At 62.5% G+C, this 21,735-nt stretch carries 22 protein-coding genes; 13 read left to right on the top strand and 9 right to left on the bottom strand.

Annotation, left to right across the window (positions count from 1 at the left end; all coding sequences use genetic code 11):
- The first annotated feature begins 35 nt into the window (after positions 1-35).
- The 6 genes from ACE3TQ_RS02050 (at position 36) to ACE3TQ_RS02025 (ending at position 6,175) form a co-directional block, all read left to right on the top strand.
- On the top strand, positions 36-1,742 hold the full coding sequence (locus ACE3TQ_RS02050; protein WP_374580253.1) for a methyl-accepting chemotaxis protein: 1,707 nt from the start codon (positions 36-38) through the stop codon (positions 1,740-1,742).
- A gap of 27 nt (positions 1,743-1,769) precedes the next feature.
- Positions 1,770-2,642: a CheR family methyltransferase gene (locus ACE3TQ_RS02045; protein ID WP_374580252.1), complete on the top strand. Its 873-nt coding sequence runs from the start codon at positions 1,770-1,772 to the stop codon at positions 2,640-2,642.
- Between the two features lie 10 nt (positions 2,643-2,652).
- Complete coding sequence (cheD, locus tag ACE3TQ_RS02040) at positions 2,653-3,252, top strand: chemoreceptor glutamine deamidase CheD (RefSeq protein WP_374580251.1); 600 nt, start codon at positions 2,653-2,655, stop codon at positions 3,250-3,252.
- 17 nt (positions 3,253-3,269) lie between these two features.
- A complete protein-coding gene (locus ACE3TQ_RS02035; RefSeq protein ID WP_374580250.1) occupies positions 3,270-4,349 on the top strand; it encodes a chemotaxis response regulator protein-glutamate methylesterase in 1,080 nt (359 codons plus the stop codon).
- 112 nt (positions 4,350-4,461) lie between these two features.
- On the top strand, positions 4,462-4,851 hold the full coding sequence (cheY, locus tag ACE3TQ_RS02030; RefSeq protein ID WP_028104141.1) for a chemotaxis response regulator CheY: 390 nt from the start codon (positions 4,462-4,464) through the stop codon (positions 4,849-4,851).
- A 112-nt stretch (positions 4,852-4,963) separates the two neighbouring features.
- Positions 4,964-6,175 (top strand): EAL and HDOD domain-containing protein, encoded by a 1,212-nt coding sequence (locus tag ACE3TQ_RS02025; protein ID WP_374580249.1) that lies wholly within the window; start codon positions 4,964-4,966, stop codon positions 6,173-6,175.
- 175 nt (positions 6,176-6,350) lie between these two features.
- Here the strand turns inward: ACE3TQ_RS02025 and panC are convergent, their stop codons facing one another.
- From panC to ACE3TQ_RS02005, 4 genes are read right to left on the bottom strand one after another with little or no spacing between them, the layout of a single operon-like run.
- Entirely contained in the window at positions 6,351-7,190 is an 840-nt protein-coding gene (gene panC / locus ACE3TQ_RS02020) for a pantoate--beta-alanine ligase (RefSeq protein ID WP_374580248.1), read from the bottom strand.
- Positions 7,191-7,201: 11 nt separating this feature from the next.
- A complete protein-coding gene (locus ACE3TQ_RS02015; protein ID WP_374580247.1) occupies positions 7,202-8,122 on the bottom strand; it encodes a ScpA family protein in 921 nt (306 codons plus the stop codon).
- Positions 8,123-8,142: 20 nt separating this feature from the next.
- Complete coding sequence (locus ACE3TQ_RS02010) at positions 8,143-8,352, bottom strand: DUF3460 family protein (protein ID WP_374580246.1); 210 nt, start codon at positions 8,350-8,352, stop codon at positions 8,143-8,145.
- Positions 8,353-8,402: 50 nt separating this feature from the next.
- Positions 8,403-9,410, bottom strand: coding sequence for a porin (locus ACE3TQ_RS02005; RefSeq protein ID WP_374580245.1), 1,008 nt, complete (start codon positions 9,408-9,410; stop codon positions 8,403-8,405).
- A gap of 181 nt (positions 9,411-9,591) precedes the next feature.
- Between ACE3TQ_RS02005 and ACE3TQ_RS02000 the strand changes: the two genes are divergently transcribed.
- From ACE3TQ_RS02000 to ACE3TQ_RS01990, 3 genes are all read left to right on the top strand, one after another.
- Positions 9,592-9,765: a hypothetical protein gene (locus tag ACE3TQ_RS02000; RefSeq protein ID WP_374580244.1), complete on the top strand. Its 174-nt coding sequence runs from the start codon at positions 9,592-9,594 to the stop codon at positions 9,763-9,765.
- A gap of 53 nt (positions 9,766-9,818) precedes the next feature.
- On the top strand, positions 9,819-10,721 hold the full coding sequence (locus ACE3TQ_RS01995) for a DMT family transporter (RefSeq protein ID WP_374580243.1): 903 nt from the start codon (positions 9,819-9,821) through the stop codon (positions 10,719-10,721).
- Positions 10,722-11,489: 768 nt separating this feature from the next.
- Complete coding sequence (locus tag ACE3TQ_RS01990; RefSeq protein WP_374580242.1) at positions 11,490-13,568, top strand: TonB-dependent receptor; 2,079 nt, start codon at positions 11,490-11,492, stop codon at positions 13,566-13,568.
- Between the two features lie 3 nt (positions 13,569-13,571).
- Here the strand turns inward: ACE3TQ_RS01990 and ACE3TQ_RS01985 are convergent, their stop codons facing one another.
- The 4 genes from ACE3TQ_RS01985 to metG all read right to left on the bottom strand — a co-directional run bounded on the left by ACE3TQ_RS01985 (position 13,572) and on the right by metG (position 16,846).
- The gene (locus tag ACE3TQ_RS01985) at positions 13,572-13,742 is read right to left on the bottom strand and encodes a hypothetical protein (protein ID WP_374580241.1); all 171 of its coding nucleotides are present in this window, start codon (positions 13,740-13,742) and stop codon (positions 13,572-13,574) included.
- A gap of 8 nt (positions 13,743-13,750) precedes the next feature.
- A complete protein-coding gene (locus tag ACE3TQ_RS01980; protein WP_374580240.1) occupies positions 13,751-14,140 on the bottom strand; it encodes a hypothetical protein in 390 nt (129 codons plus the stop codon).
- A gap of 66 nt (positions 14,141-14,206) precedes the next feature.
- Complete coding sequence (locus ACE3TQ_RS01975) at positions 14,207-14,686, bottom strand: GNAT family N-acetyltransferase (RefSeq protein ID WP_374580239.1); 480 nt, start codon at positions 14,684-14,686, stop codon at positions 14,207-14,209.
- Between the two features lie 3 nt (positions 14,687-14,689).
- On the bottom strand, positions 14,690-16,846 hold the full coding sequence (metG, locus tag ACE3TQ_RS01970; RefSeq protein WP_374580238.1) for a methionine--tRNA ligase: 2,157 nt from the start codon (positions 16,844-16,846) through the stop codon (positions 14,690-14,692).
- Between the two features lie 82 nt (positions 16,847-16,928).
- On the opposite strand from metG, the gene apbC reads away from it, so the two are divergent.
- Genes apbC through ACE3TQ_RS01955 form a run of 3 tightly spaced genes read left to right on the top strand, consistent with a single transcriptional unit; the run spans position 16,929 to position 19,464 of the window.
- Positions 16,929-18,011 carry an iron-sulfur cluster carrier protein ApbC gene (gene apbC / locus ACE3TQ_RS01965; protein WP_374580237.1) on the top strand — a complete coding sequence of 361 codons (1,083 nt, stop codon included), beginning with the start codon at positions 16,929-16,931 and terminating at the stop codon, positions 18,009-18,011.
- Entirely contained in the window at positions 18,011-19,066 is a 1,056-nt protein-coding gene (locus ACE3TQ_RS01960) for a WD40/YVTN/BNR-like repeat-containing protein (RefSeq protein ID WP_374580235.1), read from the top strand. The genes apbC and ACE3TQ_RS01960 overlap by 1 nt, the downstream gene beginning before the upstream one ends.
- A gap of 11 nt (positions 19,067-19,077) precedes the next feature.
- The gene (locus tag ACE3TQ_RS01955) at positions 19,078-19,464 is read left to right on the top strand and encodes a DUF4399 domain-containing protein (RefSeq protein WP_374580234.1); all 387 of its coding nucleotides are present in this window, start codon (positions 19,078-19,080) and stop codon (positions 19,462-19,464) included.
- A 21-nt stretch (positions 19,465-19,485) separates the two neighbouring features.
- On the opposite strand, the gene ACE3TQ_RS01950 is transcribed toward ACE3TQ_RS01955, so the two are convergent.
- Positions 19,486-20,067 (bottom strand): cytochrome b, encoded by a 582-nt coding sequence (locus tag ACE3TQ_RS01950; protein WP_374580233.1) that lies wholly within the window; start codon positions 20,065-20,067, stop codon positions 19,486-19,488.
- A gap of 139 nt (positions 20,068-20,206) precedes the next feature.
- Here ACE3TQ_RS01950 and gltX point away from each other — a divergent pair, with 139 nt between their 5' ends.
- Positions 20,207-21,604 (top strand): glutamate--tRNA ligase, encoded by a 1,398-nt coding sequence (gene gltX, locus ACE3TQ_RS01945; protein WP_374580232.1) that lies wholly within the window; start codon positions 20,207-20,209, stop codon positions 21,602-21,604.
- Positions 21,605-21,735 lie beyond the last annotated feature (131 nt).

Here is a 21,735-nt window from a genome sequence, read left to right as displayed (position 1 = left end):
AGCATTAACAGGTATACAAAGGGAGATAAAATAAAATGAACGTGCGCGAATTCAAAATAGGCACGCGGCTAGGTTTCGGTTTTGGGGTGATCCTGCTGATTTTGGTCGGCACGGTATTACTGACCAATGTCCTGAACTATCGCAACAAGTCGGCGCTGATGACCGGCCTGGACCTGTCCGGCGCCAAGGAGCTGCAGGCGCAGACCATGAAGAGCACGATGCTGGAAACCGGCATCGCCATGCGTAACATCGGCCTGCAGTCGGACGTCAGCCTGATGCAGAAGGAAGAAGAGAAGGTCAAGGCGAGCCGCGCGCGCTACGACGCGGCGCGCGCCAAGCTGCAGGGCCTGGGCCTGGACGACGCCGAGAAGAAGGTGCTGAACGACATCGCCGCGCTGCAGAGCGACGTCGACGCCGCCTTCAAGGAAGCCATGGGCCAGATCATGGCCTTCAACGCCGAAGGCGCGGCCAAGGTGATTGCCGGCCGCATCGACCCGCTGAACCAGCAGGCCCTGGCCGCGCTGAACAAGCTGGTGGAAATCCAGGAAAAATCCATCGCCAAGTTCAAGGAAGACTCCAACAAGGCCGACCGCAGCCTGACCATGTGGATGGTGGTGCTGGCTGCGGTGGCGGTCGGCGTGGGCGTGCTGTGCGCACTGCTGATCACCCGCTCCATCACCGGCCCGCTGTCGGGCGCGGTGGAAGTGGCGCAGAAAGTGGCGGCTGGCGAGCTGACCTCGCAGGTGACGGTGGAAGGCAAGGATGAAACCTCCGAGCTGCTACAGGCCCTGAAAGACATGAACGACAGCCTGGTGAAGACCGTGGGCCAGGTGCGCCTGGCAACCGACACCATCACCACCGCCTCGCAGGAAATCGCGACCGGCAACGCCGACCTGTCGGCGCGCACCGAATCGCAGGCTTCCTCGCTGGAGGAAACCGCCTCCTCGATGGAAAACCTGACTTCCACCGTGAAGCAGAACGCCGACAACGCGCGCCAGGCCAACCAGCTGGCGGTATCGGCCTCCTCGGTGGCGGAGAAGGGCGGCCAGGTGGTGTCGCAGGTGGTCGACACCATGGGCTCGATCAAGGAATCGTCGAGCAAGATCGTGGACATCATCGGCGTGATCGACGGCATCGCCTTCCAGACCAACATCCTGGCGCTGAACGCCGCGGTGGAAGCGGCGCGCGCCGGCGAGCAGGGCCGCGGCTTCGCCGTGGTGGCGTCCGAAGTGCGCAACCTGGCGCAGCGCTCGGCCGCCGCCGCCAAGGAAATCAAGCACCTGATCGACGATTCGGTGACCAAGGTCGACAACGGCGGCCGCCTGGTCGACGAAGCCGGCCAGACCATGGGCCTGATCGTGACCTCGATCAAGCAGGTGGCCGACATCATGGGCGAGATCACCGCCGCCACCCTGGAGCAGAGCCACGGCATTGAGGAAGTCAACGCCGCCATCGGCCAGATGGACGAAATGACGCAGCAGAACGCCGCGCTGGTGGAAGAAGCCGCCGCCGCCGCCGAATCGATGCAGGACCAGGCCACCAACCTGGCGCAGGCCGTGTCGATCTTCAAGCTGGCCGGCGACGAATTCGCCAAGCGCGCGGCGCCGCCGGTGCGCAAGGCCAAGCCGGCCGCCCCGGCGCGCAGCACCGCCGTGGTGCCGGCCGCAGCGGCCGAGCCGAAGCAGACGCCCAAGAAGCTGGCGACAGCCGCGCCATCCGGCGACGACTGGGAAGAGTTTTAATGTAGTTCATAGCGGAGGCCAACAAATATGGCGCTGACCAGAGAGACCGTGAAAGAGTTTGACTTCAACGGCAAGGATTTTGAACGGGTCCGCGCAATGATTTACAAGCGGGCCGGCATTGCGCTGGCCGATAGCAAGCAGGAAATGGTGTACAGCCGGCTGGCGCGACGCTTGCGCGCCACCGGCATCACCACCTTCGTGCGTTACCTGGACGACCTGGAAGCAGGGCGCCTGGGCAACGGCGAGTGGGAGGCGTTCACCAACGCACTGACCACCAACCTGACGTCGTTCTTCCGCGAAGCACACCACTTCCCGCTGCTGGCCGAGCATATCAAGGCCAAGCGCGGGGAACCGATCAATATCTGGTGCTCCGCCAGTTCCACTGGCGAAGAACCGTATTCGATTGCCATCACCTGCTGCGAAGCGTTCAACACGCTGACGCCGCCGGTGCACATCCTCGCCACCGATATCGACACCAATGTGCTGGCCACGGCCGCCAACGGCGTCTACCCGATGGAGCGGATCGAGAAGCTGACGCCCGAGCAGCAGCGCCGCTTCTTCATGAAGGGGCGCGGCGCCAACGAAGGCATGGCGCGCGTGCGCCAGGAGCTGCGCCAGCTGATCACCTACCGGCAGATCAACCTGCTGGACGAGAAATGGGACATCCGCCCCGGCTTTGACATCATCTTCTGCCGCAATGTGATGATCTATTTCGACAAGGAGACCCAGCGCAAGATCCTGAAGCGCTTTGTGCCCTTGATGAAACCGGACGCCCTGCTGTTTGCCGGGCACTCCGAAAACTTCCTTTACGTGTCGGACGCTTTGAAGTTGCGTGGTAAGACCGTTTATGAACTGGACGAGCGCAAGCTCGCGTCAGGCCACGCAGCAGCACAACGATAGTGAGCATGACATGGACAAAGAACATTTCGCCACCAACGTCTACTACGACCGGACGTTCGACTGCGAGGCCGCCAAGATCCTGCCGGGAGAGTATTACTACACCCACAAGGAGATGCTGATCGTCACCGTGCTCGGGTCCTGCGTTTCGGCCTGTATCCGCGACCGCGTGACGGGGGTGGGCGGCATGAACCATTTCATGCTGCCGGATGGCGGCTCCGACGCCGGCAGCCCGGTATCGGCGTCCGCCCGCTACGGCACCTATGCCATGGAAGTGCTGATCAACGATTTGCTGAAAGCCGGCGCCAGGCGCGACAACCTGGAAGCCAAGGTGTTTGGCGGCGGCGCGGTGCTGAAGGGCTTCACCGCGATCAACGTCGGCGAGCGCAACGCCGCCTTTGTGCAAAGCTTCCTGAAGAACGAGAAGATCCGCATCGTGGCGGAAGACCTGAACGACATCTACCCGCGCAAGGTGTACTTCTTCCCGCGCACCGGCAAGGTGCTCGTGAAAAAACTGATGCAAACCCATAACGACACCCTGGCGCAGCGTGAAAACGAATACGCCAACCGCCTCAAATCGAAACCGGTGGCGGGCGAGGTCGAGCTGTTCTAAGAAACTAGGTACCAGAAATGAACAAGATCAAAGTCCTGATTTGCGACGATTCGGCGCTGATCCGCAGTGTGATGACCGAAATCATCAAGAGCCAGCCGGACATGGAAGTGGTGGGCGTGGCGCCCGATCCGCTGGTGGCGCGCGAACTGATCAAGCAGACCAACCCCGACGTGCTGACGCTGGACGTCGAGATGCCGAAGATGGACGGCCTCGACTTCCTCGAACGCCTGATGCGCCTGCGCCCGATGCCGGTGGTGATGGTGTCCTCGCTGACCGAGCGCGGCTCGGAAATCACGCTGCGCGCGCTGGAACTGGGCGCGGTCGATTTCGTCACCAAGCCCAAGATCTCGATCCAGAGCGGCATGCGCGAATACGCCGACCTGATCGCCGACAAGATCCGCGCCGCCTCCAAGGCCAAGGTGCGGGCGCGCACCTTGCCGGCCGCCGGCGCGGCCGGGGAGGGCGCGACGGCCCTGCCGCAACTACGGAATCCGCTGATGTCTTCGGAAAAACTGATTATTGTCGGGGCCTCGACGGGCGGCACGGAAGCCATCCGCGAATTCCTGATGCAAATGCCGTCGGACTGCCCGGGCATCCTGATTACCCAGCACATGCCGGAAGGCTTCACCAAATCCTTCGCCAAGCGCCTCGATTCGCTGTGCAAGATTTCCGTGATCGAAGCGCAGGGCAATGAGCGTGTGCTGCCGGGCCACGCCTACATCGCGCCGGGCCACTCGCACCTGCTGCTGACCCGCTCCGGCGCCAACTATATGACCAAGCTCGACCAGGGCGAACCGGTCAACCGCCACCGCCCTTCGGTCGATGTGCTGTTCCGTTCCGCCGCGCAGAACGCCGGTAAAAACGCGGTTGGCGTTATCCTGACAGGTATGGGCAAGGACGGCGCGGCCGGCATGCTGGAGATGAAGAACGCCGGAGCGTATAATTTCGCGCAGGACGAAGCCAGCTGCGTGGTGTTCGGCATGCCCCGCGAGGCGATTGCTGTCGGCGCCACGCACGAAGTTGGGGCGTTGCAGGCGTTGCCGGGCATGGTCCTGGGCTATCTGGCCCAGCACGGCTCGCGCGCATTGCGCGTTTGATACGGTTTTGGGGTAGTTTGTTCGCCTTGGAGCAACGAAAATGCTATCCTACAACTTGCTGGGAACACCACTTTAATTAATAACCGCGTAAGTAGAAACAACGGAGCAATTCATGGCTGATCCAAAGATGAAATTTTTGGTTGTTGACGATTTCTCGACGATGCGTCGCATCGTGCGAAATCTCTTGAAGGAACTGGGTTATGCCAACGTGGACGAGGCAGAGGACGGCGTGATGGCGCTGGCCAAACTGCGCGCGGAGCAATTCGACTTCGTGGTGTCCGACTGGAATATGCCGAATATGGATGGCCTGACCATGCTGCAGAACATCCGTGCCGACCCCGCGCTGGCCAAGCTGCCGGTGCTGATGGTGACCGCCGAGGCGAAAAAGGAAAACATCATCGCGGCTGCGCAAGCAGGCGCCAACGGCTATGTGGTGAAGCCATTCACCGCCGCCACCCTGGATGAAAAGCTGAACAAGATCTTCGAGAAACTCGGCGCTTGATCGCTCCAGCCGATCCTGTCGGGCTGGCCGCTGCGGCGGCCGGCCCGTTTGCACTCACCGGCGGCAGCCATGGCCGCCGCTGCACCATCCTGAACCACGCATAAGACCACGTATGCATCAGACACATTTCCTGGTTCGCGAACCTTTGCTCGATCCCGAGCAACGCGTGGTCGGTTACGAACTTACCTGGCAGCAGGAGACTGCCACCCACGTGCCCACCCTGGCCGAACTGGAAGACCTGGTCGGTTTTGTCGCCGGGCAGGTGAACCATCCCGACCACGGCTGGCTGCTCAAGCAGAAGACCCTGTTCCTGCAGGCAGTACCGGGCATGCTCTCCACCGATTCCCTGTTCGACATGCCGCCCGAGCACACCGTGCTGTCGATCAAGACCTCCGAACTGGCCAATCCGACCACGCTGGCCGCCGTGCAGGCGCTGCGCGCGGGCGGCGTCGGCATCCTGCTGCGCGACGCCGATCTGGCGCGTGTCGGCAGCCGCCTCGGCACCATCTGCTCCTACGTCGAAGTGCGCTTTACCGGCGCCGATGTGGCGGCCCAGGCGCGCGCCTACTCGTTGCTGAAGGCCTCGAATATCCGCATGGTCGGGCGCCCGGTCACCACCTGGGCCGATTTCGACGCCTGCGCCGCGCTCGGGCTGGACGCCTTTGTTGGCAAGCTGCACCTGACGCCGCGCCCCGGTTCCGAAGGCGCCGGCCTCAACCCGTCGCAAACCATCATCCTGCAGCTGATGCAGATGGTGAACGCGAATGCCGACGTGGTGCAGATCGAGAATGTGCTCAAGCGCGACGCCGCGCTGTCGTACAAGCTGCTGCGCTACATCAACTCCGCCGGCTTCGGCGTCGGGCGCGAAGTGCAATCGCTCAAGCAGGCCATCCAGCTGCTCGGCTACCAGCCGATGTACCGCTGGCTGACCCTGCTGCTGGCGACGGCATCGACGTCCGGCTTCTCGCCGGTGCTGCTGGAAACGGCTGTGGTGCGCGGCCGCCTGGCCGAGTTGCTGGGCCAGAAAGCGCTGGGCAAAGCCGACGCCGAGAACATCTTTGTGGCCGGCATGTTCTCGCTGCTGGACCGCCTGCTCGGCATTCCGATGAGAGAGGTGCTGGAAACGATCCAGCTGAATGAGGAAGTGGTGAAAGCCCTGCTGACGCGCGGCGGCAAATACGGCCCATTCCTGGCGCTGGCCGAAGCCTGCGAGCTGAACAGCAATCTGGTGAGTTCGCTGGCCGGCACCTTGTCCCTGACGCCGGAAGACGTCAACAAAGCCCACTTGTCCGCCCTGGCCTGGACCCAGAGCGTTACCACCTAACAAAAAATGTCCGTCCCGGGGTGCGGAAAAAAAGTGGTGAAATTACCAATTTATTGCTTTCCCCCCGGGGGGCCCGTTACCCCTTTCTTAACCCCAAAAAAAAAATTGCCCGCCCCGGGGCATGCAAGAAAAGTGGACATTGTCCACTTTTCTTCCTGACCCCAGGGCGGACATTTTAGATTTCGAGGTTGTCGATCAGGCGGGTCGTGCCGAGCTTGGCGGCGGCCAGCACCACCAGCTTTTCGCCTTGCGCCAGGTCGCCTGCATTCGGCGGCTGCAGGTCGCTACGCTTGCGGATCGAGATGTAATCGGGCTTCCAGCCACGCGCCGCCAGTTCGTCCATCGCCTTGTGCTCGAGCTGGAATACGTCCAGGTGGCCGGCGCGCACCTCATCCGCCACCTGGTTCAGCGCGCGGTACAGCGCCGGCGCTTCCGCCCGCTCATCCGCCGACAGGTACATATTGCGCGACGACAGCGCCAGGCCGTCATCGGCGCGGTAAGTCTCGGCGGCGATGATCTCGGTCGGCATGCCCAGCTGGCGCGCCATATTGCGCACGATCATCAGCTGCTGGTAATCCTTCTTGCCGAACACGGCCACCTTCGGCTGCACGCAGGAGAACAGCTTGGTCACCACGGTGCACACGCCACCGAAGAAGCCCGGACGGAACTCGCCCTCCAGCGTATTGCCCAGGCCTTCCGGCGGCTGCACGCGGTATTCCTGTGGCTCCGGGTACATGTCTTTCTCGGTCGGCGCGAACAGCACGTACACGCCTTCCTTTTCCAGCTTCTCCACGTCCGCCTGGAAGGTGCGCGGGTACTTGTCGAAGTCCTCGTTCGGCCCGAACTGCAGGCGGTTGACGAAGATCGACGCTACCACCGGGTCGCCGTGCTTGCGCGCCAGGCGCATCAGCGACAGGTGGCCTTCGTGCAGGTTGCCCATGGTTGGCACGAATGCGGTGCGCAGCTGGCCGCTGAGCTGGTCGCGCAGTTCTTCGATATTGGAGATGATTTTCATAGTTTTTAGGGTTAAGCGGGCGAATACGCGAGGCGCACGTAAATCGGTGCGAACGGTTCCGCCTGGGTGATTTCAATCAGGGTTTCCTTGGCCAGCTCCAGCATCGCAACAAAGTTCACCACCACCACCGGCGGTGGCGATTCCGGGTTGAACAGGTCGGTGAACTCGATGAAGCGGCTCGATTGCAGCTTGCGCAGGATGGTGGTCATGTGCTCGCGCACGGACAGTTCTTCGCGCGTGATCTTGTGGTGCTGCTTGAGCGTGGCGCGCTTCATCAGCGTGCGCCAGGCTTCCTGCAAATCCACCACTTCCACCTCGGGCCAGGTTGGCACCAGGCTTTGCTCGATGAAGATCTGGGTACGGACGAAATCGCGGCCGACCTGGGGCAGGGTGTTCAGCTCGTAGGCGGCCAGCTTGATCTGCTCGTATTCAAGCAGGCGGCGCACCAGCTCGGCACGCGGGTCTTCCGCTTCCACTTCCAGGTCGTGCTGGCGCTGCGGCAGCAGCATGCGCGATTTGATCTCGATCAGCATGGCGGCCATCAGCAGGTACTCGGCCGCCAGTTCCAGGTTGGACTTGCGGATTTCGTCGACGTACTTGAGGTATTGCAGCGTGACCTCGGCCATCGGGATGTCGAGGATATTGAAGTTCTGCTTGCGGATCAGGTACAGCAGCAGGTCGAGCGGACCTTCGAAGGCTTCGAGGAAAACTTCCAGCGCGTCCGGCGGGATATAAAGGTCGTTCGGCAGCTTCAGCACCGGCTCGCCGTACAGGCGTGCGAAAGCGGCGCCATCGTCTTCCGCCGGGGCGCTCGCGTCGGGTGGCGCGCTGTCCGCGCCGCTGTTTGTTCCGCCTGCATCAGGCGGCAAATCCGCGGCGACCGACAGATCAGCCTGTTCGGCTTGTTCGTCCACCGCGTCTTTTGGCGACATGCTGTGTGCCGTCCCGGCGTTTATACCTTGTTCTGGTACACGTAAGCCTGTTGCTTGACGGTCGAAGCCTTGTTACGGGCCTGGTCGTCCAGCGAAGTCACTGGCTTGTCCCACAGGATGGAGCGGCCGGCTTGCTGGCCTGCTTCGATTTGCGGGTTCTTTGCCTTCAGTTCCTTGATGAACAAGGTGTGGTCGGACTCGTATTTGTGATTCTGCTTGAGGAATTTCATATCGTGAAAATAACAGGGTTCAGCAACGGACATTTTAACGCCTTTTCTCGTCAGAAACGATGGCGAATGCCAGCAATATAGGTATTTCCCTTGCCTGCGTTGCTAATCTTGTCGTACATCACCACGGCATACACGTCGGTGCGCGGCGACAGGTTGTAGTCGTAGCCAAGGGCGCCGGTATCGCGGTGGAACTCCGCCACGTTCTTGGCGTCCTCGGTCATGCGCGACCAGGCCACCATCCAGCGCCCCAAGCCGCCATGCGTGGGCACGGTGAAGCCGGCCTGCACCGAGTGGCCATCGCGTTCGCTGACCTTGGTTTCATGGTCGGTGTAGGAGGCGAACAGCTTGACCGCTTTCAGGTCATAGGAAGCGGCCGCCATATACGTGCGCTGGGCCGGGTTGGCCGTGCCGATGCCGGGGCCGAAGCGCACATTTTGTGCGCCGAGCGTGACCGCCAGTTCCTTGCCGGCGTACTTCGCGACGCCGGCCCAGTTGTTGTTATGTGCGCCCGGCTGCTCGCCCAGCGAGCACTGGGCGATGAAGGTGGTGTCGTGGACCGGATGGGAGGCGTACTGGATCGAGTTGCTCCAGCCGGTATCGCCCAGGGTGCCGTTGCCACCCGCCGCCGTGAAGACCTGGTTGATCAGGGGCGAAAAGCGGGTCGATGGGCCAAACGGGTTGATCTGGCCGGCGGCAATGAACAGCGGGTTGCCGATGCGGCCCAGGCGCACCGTGCCGAAGTCACCGGCCAGGCCGACATTGGCATTGCGTGCAAACATCGGCTCGCCGTTGAAGCGGCCCGATTCGCCGGTGTCGCCGCGGAAGAAGCCTTCCAGCTGGAATTGCGCTTTCAGGCCGCCGCCCAGGGCTTCACTGCCGGAGAAGCCGTAGTAGGAGGTGATCATGCCACCGCTGTTGACGGCACTGATAGCCACAGGCGCGCTGGCTGTCGCGGTGCGCCCAGCGAAGGCGTCCAGCACGCCGTAAATTGAAACCTGGGTTTGCGCCGATGCGGCAAAGGGGAGGGTGAGGGCGAGTGCAGGGAGCAGTCGTTTCATAAGTACCTTCTTAATATTGTTGTTTCGGCCTCGTGCTGCGGCCCATTGTCCCTGTTGCCCGCCCTGCCGACAAGCAAAACTTCCCGGGTCGTGGACAGGCCGCCACGCTGGTTTGCCAGCGCACAGACCAAGGCAATCGTGCGCCGCAAAGTGGCGTCTCCAACCAGCAAAGGAGGCAGCCATGGCCCAGAGCAAACAGCAAGGCAACCAAAACCGCCAGTCCGTGCAAACCGTCGAGTCGGACCAGACCGAGGACAAGCGCAAGGGCAATACCAAGAATGAACAGTCGCGCACCAAGGCCGGCAAAGACGAGGGCGCCGGCGGCGGGGCGAAGCAGAAGGCCAAGCGCGGCTAGCCGACAGCCCGCGCCGGCAGGGATTGCCCGCTTAGCGTATGCTATCGGGCAACATGAAGACCCGCACTGCCATCCTGCTGACGATCCCACCCATGCTGTGGGCGGGCAACGCTATCGTTGGGCGGATGGTGGCGCACGACGTGCCGCCCGTCCTGCTGAACTTTCTGCGCTGGGCAATTGCGCTGGTCCTGCTGCTGCCGCTGGCGGGACCGGTGTTCCGGCGCGGCAGCGGATTGTGGCCTGACTGGCAACGTTTCGCCGTGCTGGGCTTGCTCGGCATTGGGCTGTATAACGCCCTGCAATACCTTGCACTGCAGAGCTCGACCCCGATCAATGTGACCCTGGTTGCATCGGGCATGCCGGTCTGGATGATGCTGACGGGCTGGCTGTTTTTTGGCGTCGGCGTGTCGCGCCGCCAGGTTGCCGGGGCCGTGCTGTCGATTGCCGGGGTATTGCTGGTATTGGCGCGCGGTGAATGGGCGCATTTATTGGAAATGCGCCTGGTGGCTGGTGACCTGTTTATGATCCTGGCCACGATTGCGTGGTCTTTATATAGCTGGTTATTAACCCGTACCACCGGCCCGGCCGATATTCGCGCCAATTGGGCCAGTTTCCTGGCGGCGCAAGTGGCATTTGGCGTCGTCTGGTCCGGCGTATTTGCTGCGGGGGAGGCGGCAATATCACCGGCCTCGATTAACTGGAGCTGGCCGCTGGTGGCGGCGTTGGCTTATGTCGCAATTGGACCGGCGATTATCGCATTTCGCTGCTGGGGCGCCGGAGTGCAGCAAGCCGGCCCGGCGGTGGCGGCGTTTTTTGTGAATCTCACGCCTTTATTTACCGCGCTGTTTTCCTCGCTGATTCTGGGCGAAGCGCCACATGTTTATCACGCCCTCGCATTTATGCTGATTGTCGGGGGAATTATTATTTCCTCCGGCCGTGCGACAGCTCGTCGCTGAATCTGATAGTTTCAAATTCAATCCACAGTTTCCCCGGAGGTTGCCATGCGTTTCCTCGCCTTTGCCGCGTTGGCCGCGGCCGTCCTGCTGACCGCCTGCGAAAAGCCGCCGCCCAAGCCGCCGCAGCCCATCGCTGTGAGCCAATTAGTAGCCTGAACGCGCCAATACTTGGCACGAGAGGGATACAATAGCGCCTCTCTGCACTGCCTGGAGGGCTTTTGTCCGCTCGTTATCTCATTCCACTGCTGATCGTTATTGGTGGCATGGCCTGCTACATCTCGACAATCGATAAGACGCGGTATACGTCGAGTATTGACGCGAAGGTGTTTTTCAGGGAATGCCAGGAAACCGGGCGTTCCCGGGGCGGCACAATTAAATATCTCTTTGTTGTTAACCGAAAAGCTTATGAAGGTCGTGTGGCTGGTGGGCATTGCCTGCATATTCCAGTAGGTGGCCTATCCCGGTGGATTATATGGATGACGCTCCAGAGAAAAACCGGGCTGCCACGGAACGTCCGCTCAGCATATTAACCATCCTTGCCTGGACCCTGGTCTCTTATATCGGGATAATCGGCGCCAGCTGGATGATTGCCCCGCCGCCGGCCAAACCATAACGCATGCATTATTAAATGCCGACGGGATGCGCCGCTGCCGTGGCGATGGACATCTGCCAAGTTTGCGGTACGCTTGATTTTTCTTGATCTGTCTTAATCCGCGCGTGGGCCAGGTGAATCTAGAATGAGATTCATTCTCATTTACGTGATTTTCCATGACCCGCCTTACCCCAACCCAGATCGCCCTCGCAGTTGCCGCCACCCTTTCCGCTGGCGCCGCATGCGCCAACGAACCACAAACCCTGCCGCAGGTGAACGTGCTTGGCGTGGCGGAGCAGGGCTATGCCCAGGCTTCGTCGTCCACCGCCACCAAGACCGACACCCTGCTGCGCGACACGCCGCAGTCGATCACCGTGATTACCCGCGAACTGATGAACGACCAGGCCATGACCAGCATGGCAGACGCCATCCGTTACGTCCCCGGCATTGTCACCTCGCAAGGGGAGGGGAACCGCGACGCCGCCATTTTCCGTGGCAACAGCTCAACCGGCGACTTCTACGTGGACGGTATCCGCGACGACGTCATGTACTACCGCGACTTCTACAACATTGAACGGGTGGAAGCGCTGAAAGGTGCAAATGCCATGATTTTCGGCCGTGGCGGTGCGGGCGGTGTTATTAATCGTGCAACGAAACAAGCGCGCTACCAGCCGGTGCGCGAGGCAGTGCTGAGCTACGGTTCGCATAGCCAGAAGCGCGCCGCCATCGACATTGGCGATGCCGTGAGCCCGGAGTTGGCGCTGCGTGTGAATGCGATGCTGGAGAAGTCCGACAGCTTCCGCAACGATATGCACCTGGAGCGCAAAGGTATCAACCCCACTGCCACGCTCCGCGCCGGCCGCAACACCGTGGTCAGTGTTGCTTACGAGCATTTCCAAGATGAGCGCGTGGGCGATCGCGGCGTGCCATCGTTCAATGGCCGCCCCTACCAAACGGATGCGGCGACCTTTTTCGGCAACGCCAACCTGAGCCCGAACGCCGTGCGCCTCAATGCCTTCACCGCGCTGCTGGAGCATGATTTCGGCAACGGACTGCAACTGCGCAACCGCACGCGCTTTGCCGATTACGACAAGTATTACCAGAACGTGTTCGCCGGCGGCGCCGTCTCCGCCAGCACAGGGCGCCTGGCGGTCGGTGCTTACCGCGACGAGACGCAGCGCGAGAACCGCTTCAACCAGACCGACCTGCAATACACGCTAGCGACCGGCGCGGTGCGCCACAAGCTGGCATTTGGCCTGGAGTTCGGCCGCCAGGAGACGGAAGGCGTGCGCCGCAACGGCGTCTTCCCTGGCGCAGCGCCGACGATCCCCGCCGCCAATCCTGTGTACACCGGCGGCGTCAGTTTCGCGGCGATCAGCAGCCACAGTTCCAGTGTCGCGAACGTCGCTTCCGGCTACCTGCAGGACCAGCTCGAACTGTCGCCGCAATGGCAGGCTGTGCTGGGTGTGCGCTACGACCGCTTCAGCGTCGACCACACCAACCGGCTGGCCGGCAGCGAAATCGATATTACCGATACGCCTGTGTCGCCACGCGCGGGACTGATCTACAAGCCGGTACCGGCCATGTCGATTTACACCAGCTACAGCCGCGCCTATGCCCCACGCAGCGGCGACCAGCTGACATCCCTGAGCGTCACCAACAAAACCTTCGACCCCGAGCAGTTCAGCAACTATGAAGCAGGCTTCAAGTGGGACGTAACGCCGGCGCTGGCGGCGACAGCGGCCATCTACAAGCTCGATCGCAGCAATGTGATCGTGCCCGGCCCGGTCGCAGGCACCAGCATCCTGGTCGATGGCCAGACCAGCAAGGGTCTCGAGCTTGGGTTAAACGGGCAGGTGATGCGCGCCTGGAGCGTTGCGGGCGGCTATGCCTACCAGGATGCCGAGCTGACCGCCGACCAGTCGGCCACGGTGAAAGCCGGCGCCCGCGTGGCGCAGGTGCCGCGCCATACATTCTCGCTGTGGAATCGCCTCGACGTGAATGCGCGGCTGGGTGCTGCGCTGGGGCTGGTGTACCGCGACAGCATCTTCACCTCCGCCAGCAACACGGTGCAGCTGCCGTCCTATACCCGTGTCGATGGTGCGCTGTACTACAACATCGGCAAAGAGTACCGCGTACAGCTGAATGTGGAGAACATGCTCGACAAGAGCTACTACGCGTCGGCGCACGGCGACAACAACATCATGCCGGGCGCCCCACGCAGTTATAAGCTGACCGTGAACGCCAAGTTCTGATCCTTACTCGCGCCCGCGCTTGGGCGCATAGGTGGCGCGCGCAGCCATGCGCGCTTTTCGCCGTGTTGAAGGATATTTCTTGTTCGTGTCGATGATGGACCAGATTGATACCGCAAGCGTCGCCACCACAGCGATTGCGGGAATCAGGTAGACGACAAAATCAGGAATTACCATGCCGAACCTCACTTTGTCAGCTGACTTAAGGCCAGGGTCGAGACATAGGCCGAGCACCCCGCGACGATGAGGCTGCTTGTCAGGAGGGCGGATCTGCTAACGATACCCTCCAGATTATCGCCAATCAGGGCAAGTGTATAGAGTGCGCCATACATTGCGATCAATAGGATCGCCATACCGATGTGCAAGGTTTTCCAGTTGCGTCTCCGCTCCGGCAGCCGCGCTATTTCGTTTATTGTCGATGTATGCAAGACGAGCCCCAATGCAATCAGGTCGGCTGAAGCGATAGGCTCAATGTGGCCACTCGTTGTTGTCGCCCACACGAGCAGCCTGGCCAGCATCGGGATGATGCCTATCAGCAGTGTGTAGGCGAACCATTTGCTCTTAGGGAATCTCATGGCCGTGGCGTGGGAGGTGCAGTCCTCCCATCTTAGACACGGCGGCGCGCGCGGCTTTGAGGCGGATCAGTACTTCAGCAGGCGCCGCATGACCAGCGGCGCCGGCTCCAGCGGGTTGGCGTGCGAGTATTCGAGCTCTTCGGCGAGCGTGAATTCGTAGGCGGTGTAGAAGTCGATCAGCTTGGGCTGGTCGCTGCGCACAGCCAGGCGCAGTTCTTCCACGCCGGACGCGAGCGCGTGGTGGATCACTGCTTCCAGCAGGTGCTGCGAGATGTTGGTGCCGCGGTATTCCGCTACCACGCCCATGCGCAGGATTTCCCACACATCGGGATAGCCGTCGAGCGGCAGCCAGCGCACCGAGCCGATCGCCTTTTCGCCGTCGAGCAAAATAAAACCGCCGCCGTCGCGCAGGTGGTCGGCGACGTAGACGGCGGTTTCACGGTGTCCGCTGGAGGTGACGTGCACCTTGCCGGCCCACGCTTTGCGCGTGAGCTCGGCGATCAGTGACGCATCTTCGGCGGTCGCTTCGCGAACTATTATGTCCATTGCTTAGCGCACGCGCATGCCAGGCTCGGCGCCCGGCCATGGGTTCAGGACGTAGATGCCCGGGTTGGCTTTTTCATCCTTGGCGGAGGCAGCCAGCACCATGCCTTCGGAAACGCCGAACTTCATCTTGCGCGGCGCCAGGTTGGCCACCATCACGGTCAGCTTGCCGACCAGGTCTTCCGGCTTGTACATCGACTTGATGCCGGAGAAGACGTTGCGGTAGCGGCCTTCGCCCACGTCCAGGGTCAGGCGCAGCAGCTTGCCGGCGCCTTCCACGTGTTCGCAGTTGACGATCTTGGCGATGCGCAGGTCGATCTTGGCGAAGTCGTCGATCGAGATTTCCGGCGCCAGTTCCTCGATATCGCCAGCGGCCGGCGCGTCCAGTGCTGCCGGCGCATCGGCAGCAGCGGCGGCGGCAGCAGCAGGGGCGGCAGCGGCTTGCTGCGCCGGCGCATCGAACAGGTCTTCGATCATCTTGGCATCGACGCGGGTCATCAGGTGGCTGTACGCGCCGATGGTGCGGCCCAGCATTGGCTGCCATGCGGCGCCGGACGCCACGGCGGTGTCGGCCCAGGTGTAGGCTGCGTCGTTCAGGAAGCCGCGCACATTGGCGGCCACGCCTGGCAGAACCGGCGACAGCAGGATCGACAGCTGGCGGAACAGGATCAGGGCGGTGGTGCAGACGTCATGCAGCTCGGCGACCTTGGTTTCATCCTTGGCCAGCACCCATGGCTTGTTCTCGTCCACGAAGCGGTTGGCCACGTCGGCGATCTCCATGATCTCGCGCAGCGCCTTGCCGAACTCGCGCGAGTCGAAATTGGCCGCGATGGTTGCCTGGCGCTCGGTGCCGTCTTCCGCCACCAGGGCTTTCTTGATCCATTCCTGCGAGGAGGCGGACAGCTCGGCAGCCAGCTTGCCGTCGAATTTCTTGGCGATGAAGCCGGCGCAGCGGGACGCGATGTTGACGTACTTGCCGATCAGGTCGGAGTTCACGCGCGCCACGAAGTCGTCGCCGGTGAAGTCCAGGTCTTCGACGCGCGAGTTCAGCTTGTAGGCCAGGTAGTAGCGCAGCCACTCAGGGTTCATGCCCAGGTTCAGGTAGCGCAGCGGCGAAATGCCGGTGCCGCGCGACTTGGACATCTTCTCGTTGTTCACGGTCAGGTGGCCGTGCACCGCCACTTTCATGCGGTCGATGGTCGGGTGCTTGGCGAATTGCAGCATCGCTGGCCAGAACAGCAGGTGGAAGGAGACGATGTCCTTGCCGATGAAGTGGATCTGCTCGGTGCCCGGATCGGCCAGCAGCGCGTCGTAATCGATGCCCTTCTTGCCGCAGTAGTTCTTCAGCGAGGCCAGGTAGCCGACTGGCGCGTCCAGCCAGACGTAGAAGTATTTGCCCGGCGCATCCGGGATCGGGATGCCGAAGTAGGGCGCGTCACGCGAGATATCCCAGTCGGCCAGCTTTTCGCCGGCTTCGCCCAGCCACTCGGAAACCTTGTTCACCATCTCCGGCTGCAAACGGCCCGGGGTGTTCAGCCAGTCGCGCAGGAACTCGAAGCAGCGCGGATCGGACAGCTTGAAGAAGTACTGCTCCGAAGGCTTGAGGATCGGGGTCGCGTTGGTGAAGACCGAGAACGGGTTAATCAGTTCGGTCGGCTGGTAAGCCGCGCCGCACACTTCGCAGTTGTCGCCGTATTGGTCCTTGGCGTGGCACTTCGGGCACTCGCCCTTGATGTTGCGGTCGGCCAGGAACATGCCCTTGACCGGGTCGAAGAAGCGGTCGACGGTCTTGGTCTGGATCAGGCCCGCTTCGCGCAGCTTGACGTAGATGCCCTGCGACAGTTCGACGTTTTCCGGCGAATCGGTCGAGTACCAGTTGTCAAAAGCGATATGGAAACCGTCCAGGTACTGGGCGCGGCCGGCGGCAATCTTGGCCACGAACTCCTGCGGGGTGATGCCTTCTTTTTCAGCAGCGATCATGATCGGGGTGCCGTGGGTGTCATCGGCGCCCACGAAGTGGACCTCGCGCAAACCGTCGCCCTCGGCCTGCATTCGCTGGAAACGGACCCAGATGTCGGCCTGGATGTACTCCATCATATGGCCGATGTGGAAGGCAGCGTTTGCGTATGGCAGGGCAGTGGTGACGAACAGCTTGCGAGTCATAATTGATGCGCTATTAAGGTGGATAAAAAGAGCATTTTACCAGCGGATGCGCTAGACTGCGCCATCACCAATGGAGAATTGCATGAGTATCACCGTAGAAGACGTCAAATCTGCCCTGTCTAACGTAATTGACCCGAATACAACAAAAGATTTCGTCTCCTCCAAATCCGTCCGCAACCTGAAGGCCGAGGGCGGCGAAATCAGCCTGGATATCGAGCTGGGCTACCCGGCCAAATCGCAGATCGACGCGATCCGCGCCAATGTGCTGGCTGCCCTGCAGCCGCTGGGCGCAAAAGTCAACCTGAACGTCTACAGCAAGATCATTTCCCACACCGTGCAGCGCGGCCTGAAGCTGATGCCGAACGTGAAGAATATCATTGCCGTGGCCTCGGGCAAGGGCGGCGTCGGCAAGTCCACCACCGCCGTCAACCTGGCGCTGGCGCTGGCGGCCGAAGGCGCCTCCGTCGGCGTGCTGGACGCCGACATCTACGGCCCATCGCAGCCGATGATGCTGGGCGTTTCCGGCCGCCCGACCACTTCCGATGGCAAGACCATGGACCCGATGGAAGGGCATGGCGTGCAGGTATCGTCGATCGGCTTCCTGATCGACCCGGACGAGCCGATGGTATGGCGCGGCCCGATGGTCACCCAGGCCTTGCAGCAGCTGCTGGAGCAGACCAACTGGCGCGACCTGGATTACCTGATCGTCGATATGCCGCCCGGCACCGGCGACATCCAGCTGACCCTGTCGCAGAAAGTGCCCGTAACCGGCGCCGTGATCGTGACCACGCCGCAGGACATCGCCCTGCTGGACGCGCGCAAGGGCCTGAAGATGTTCGAGAAAGTCGGCATCCCGATCCTGGGCGTGGTGGAAAACATGAGCACCCATATCTGCTCCAACTGCGGCCACACCGAAGAAATCTTCGGCCACGGCGGCGGCGAGAAGATGTGCGCCGACTTTGGCGTGGACTTCCTCGGCGCGCTGCCGTTGAAGCTGGCGATCCGCGAACAGACCGACGCCGGCAAGCCGACCGTGGTGGCCGCTCCGGATGGCCCGGAAGCCGCGATCTACAAGGCCATCGCGCGCAAGGTGGCCGTCAAGGTGGCGGAAAAGGCCAAGGACATGAGCAGCAAATTCCCTAGCATCGTCATCAAGCACGACTAATGAAGCGAACCCTGACCCGCGCAGTACTTGCCGCCGTGGTAGCGGCATCGCCATCCCTGGTGCTTGCCGCCGACGCCGCCTGGCAGCGCCAGGCAAGCGGCGCCGACGCTGAATTGCGCGGCCTGTCCGTGGTCAGCGACAAGGTTGCGTGGGCCAGCGGCGCCAAAGGCACCGTGCTGCGCACGGTCGACGGCGAGCGCTGGACCCGCCTGTCCGTGCCGGATGCGGAGGCTTACGACTTCCGCGATATCGAAGCTTTCGACGCCAACACCGCCATTATCATGGGCGCCGGCCCAGGCGCTGCATCGCGCATGTACCGCACCCGCGACGGCGGCGCCAGCTGGCAGCTGCTGGTCGTGAACAAGGAGCCTGAAGGCTTCTGGGATGCCATAGCGTTCTGGGACGCGAAGAACGGCATCGTGTTTGGCGACCCGGTACGCGGCGCCTTCCAGGTGCTGCTCACCAGGGACGGCGGCGACAGCTGGCAGTTGGTCGAGGACCCGAAAGGCCTGGCCGCGCTGCCGCAGGAAGGCGCATTTGCCGCCAGCGGAACCTGCCTGAGCGTGGCCGGCAGCAGCGACGCCTGGTTCGTCACCGGCGGCGCCGCGCAGGCACGCGCCTTCCGTTCCAAGGACCGTGGCCGCAGCTGGCAAGCCAGCGCGCTGCCGATTCCTGCCGCCGCCGCGACCAAAGGCGCCTTCTCGGTCGGCTTCAATGGCGCCGGCCGTGGCCTGGTCGCCGGCGGGGACTATAAAGAAACCGCGCTGGATACCATGAACGGTGCCGCCAGCACCGACGGCGGCGGGGCCTGGGCGCCAGCCCCGATCCTGCCGGCCGGCTTCATGTCCGCCGTTGTCCCGGTGCCGGGCGCAGGCGACACCTTCGTCGCGGTCGGCCTGGCGGGTTCCGGCGTGACGCGCGATGGCGGCAAGAGCTGGACCACGCTCGACAAGGAAACCAGGCTGAACGCCGTGGGCTTTGCCGCCTCCGGCGCCGGCTGGGCAGTTGGACCGAAAGGCCTGATCGTCAAATACGCAGGTATTCCACTCAAATAAGGGAGGTAAGCATGCAGAAACTGGTAGCGGCCATCGCCATGGCCCTGGTAGCAGGTGGTGCGGCAGCGCAGTCGGTTGATTTCACCGAGCCGAAGAACGGCGCTGTGGTCAGCAGCCCCTTCAAGGTCAAATTCGCCGTGACCGGCATGGAAGTCAAGCCTGCCGGCGACATGAGCAGCAACACCGGCCACCATCACCTGATCATCAACGGCGACAGCCTGAAGGTCGGCGAATCGATCCCCTTCGACGAAAAGCACCTGCATTTCGGCAAAGGCCAGACCGAAACCGACGTCACCCTGCCGCCCGGCACCTACAAGCTGACCATGCAATTCGCCAACGGCGCCCACCAGAGCTACGGCCCCGGCCTGTCCAAGAGCATCACCGTCACCGTCAAGTAATCCCGCAGCGGCAGCGAGGCGTCACAGGCGATTGCCGAGCATGCGGCGCAGGGTGCCGTCGCGGTCGATGTAGTGGTGCTTGAGGGCGGCGGCGACGTGCAGCGCTACCAGGGCGAGCAGGGCATAGCCGATCCAGCTGTGCAGGGCTTGCCCCAGCTCGGCAAGGCCGGCATTGACCGGCACTGCTTTGCCGGCCACATAGTGGCTTTCCATGAATTCCAGCGCGAAGATCCCGAAGCCGTGGCCGCCCAGCCCCGAATACATCATGCCGGTGATCGGCAGCGCCACCGTCGCCGCCAGCAGCAGCCAGTGCGCGCCATGGCTGGCCAGGCGTTCCCAGCGGGCCGCGTCGCGCACCGGCGGCGGCAAGCCTTGCTTCAGGCGCCATGCCAGGCGCGCGAGGATGAAGGCGAACAGGATCAGCCCAATCGATTTATGCCAGTGGAACAGGCCCCAGGCCTCGGCGCGCACCATATAGATGCCCAGCGCGCACAGGCCGAGGATGGTGAGTGCGACAAGCCAGTGCAGGATGATCGTGGTGCGTGTCAGCTTTTTTGCGGTGTCCATGGCGCCCAGCATCTGGCGGCGGGGCAGGGTGGTCAACTGGTTTCGCTCAGCGGCCAGTCCACTTGCCTGGCGCGCCAGCGCCGGCGCGCGCCACGGCGCATACCAGCAGGGAAGTGGTCTTGCCGCCCTTTGCAGGTAAAATAACGCCTTTATACTTTTTCGCTTTCCATTCGAAATGACTCAAGTCCGTACCCGTTTCGCACCTAGCCCGACTGGTTTCCTGCACGTCGGCGGCGCCCGTACTGCGCTGTATTCCTGGGCCTTCGCCCGCCACTTCGGCGGCACCTTTGTGCTGCGCATCGAGGATACCGACCTGGAACGTTCGACCCCGGAAGCGGTGCAGGCCATCCTGGACGGCATGAAGTGGCTCGGCCTGGACCACGATGAGGGCCCGTTCTACCAGATGCAGCGCATGGACCGCTACCGCGAAGTTGTGGCGCAAATGCTGGCTGCCGGCACCGCCTATTACTGCTACTCCTCGCCGGAGGAAGTGCAGGCCATGCGCGACAAGGCTACCGCCGCCGGCGAAAAGCCGCGCTACGACGGCACCTGGCGTCCGGAAGAGGGCAAGACCCTGCCGCCGGTGCCGGTCGACCGCAAGCCTGTGGTGCGCTTCAAGAACCCGCTGGATGGCGACGTGACCTGGGTCGACGTGGTCAAGGGCCCGATCACCATTGCCAACAAGGAGCTGGACGACCTGGTGATCGCCCGCCCGGACGGCACCCCGACCTATAACTTCTGCGTGGCAGTCGATGACTGGGACATGAAGATCACCCACGTGCTGCGCGGCGACGACCACGTCAACAACACCCCGCGCCAGATCAACATCCTGCGCGCCATCGGCGCCGAGCTGCCGCAGTACGGCCACCTGCCGATGATCCTCGGCTCGGACGGCGCCAAGCTGTCCAAGCGCCACGGCGCGGTGAGCGTCATGGAATACCCGGCGCAAGGCTACCTGCCGGAAGCCATGCTGAACTACCTGGCGCGCCTGGGCTGGTCGCACGGCGACGATGAGCTGTTCTCGATGGAGCAGTTCTGCGAATGGTTCAACCTGGAGAGCCTGACCGCATCGCCGGCCCAGTTCAACTACGACAAGCTGGCCTGGGTCAACAACCACTGGATCAAGCAGTCCGACAACGCGCGCCTGGCCGAGCTGGTCACGCCGAAGCTGCTGGCCGAAGGCGGCAAGCTGGAGGGCGCGCCTGAGCTGCCGCTGGTGCTGGCGCTGCTGAAAGACCGCACCAATACCATCAATGAGCTGGCCGACGCGGCGATGCTGTTCTACCGCGCCCCCAACCCGGATGCCGCCCTGATGGCCCAGCACTACACCGACGCCGTCAAGCCGGCCGTGGCCGATTTTGCCGCCCGCATCGCGACCGTTGAATGGACCAAGGAAGCCATCGCTGCCATGATCAAGGAAGTGCTGGCGGCGCACGGCCTGAAGATGCCGCAACTGGCCATGCCGTTGCGCCTGATGGTGGCGGGCCAGCTGCAGACCCCGGCGATCGACGCCGTGCTGCAACTGTTCGGCCGCGAGACCGTGGCAGCCCGCCTGGCGCAGTTCCGCTCCTGAGGCAAATATTTTCGACAATCTTGCAAATTAGCATTTGCAAATTACGGACGGGCTGCTATACTCCTGTCTCCTTCGAAAACGGGGGTATAGCTCAGCTGGGAGAGCGCTTGCATGGCATGCAAGAGGTCAGC

Origin of the sequence: Pseudoduganella sp. (assembly GCF_041914865.1) — a bacterium.
Taxonomy (GTDB): Bacteria; Pseudomonadota; Gammaproteobacteria; order Burkholderiales; family Burkholderiaceae_D; genus Rugamonas.
This window is presented reverse-complemented; position numbering and strand designations above follow the sequence as displayed.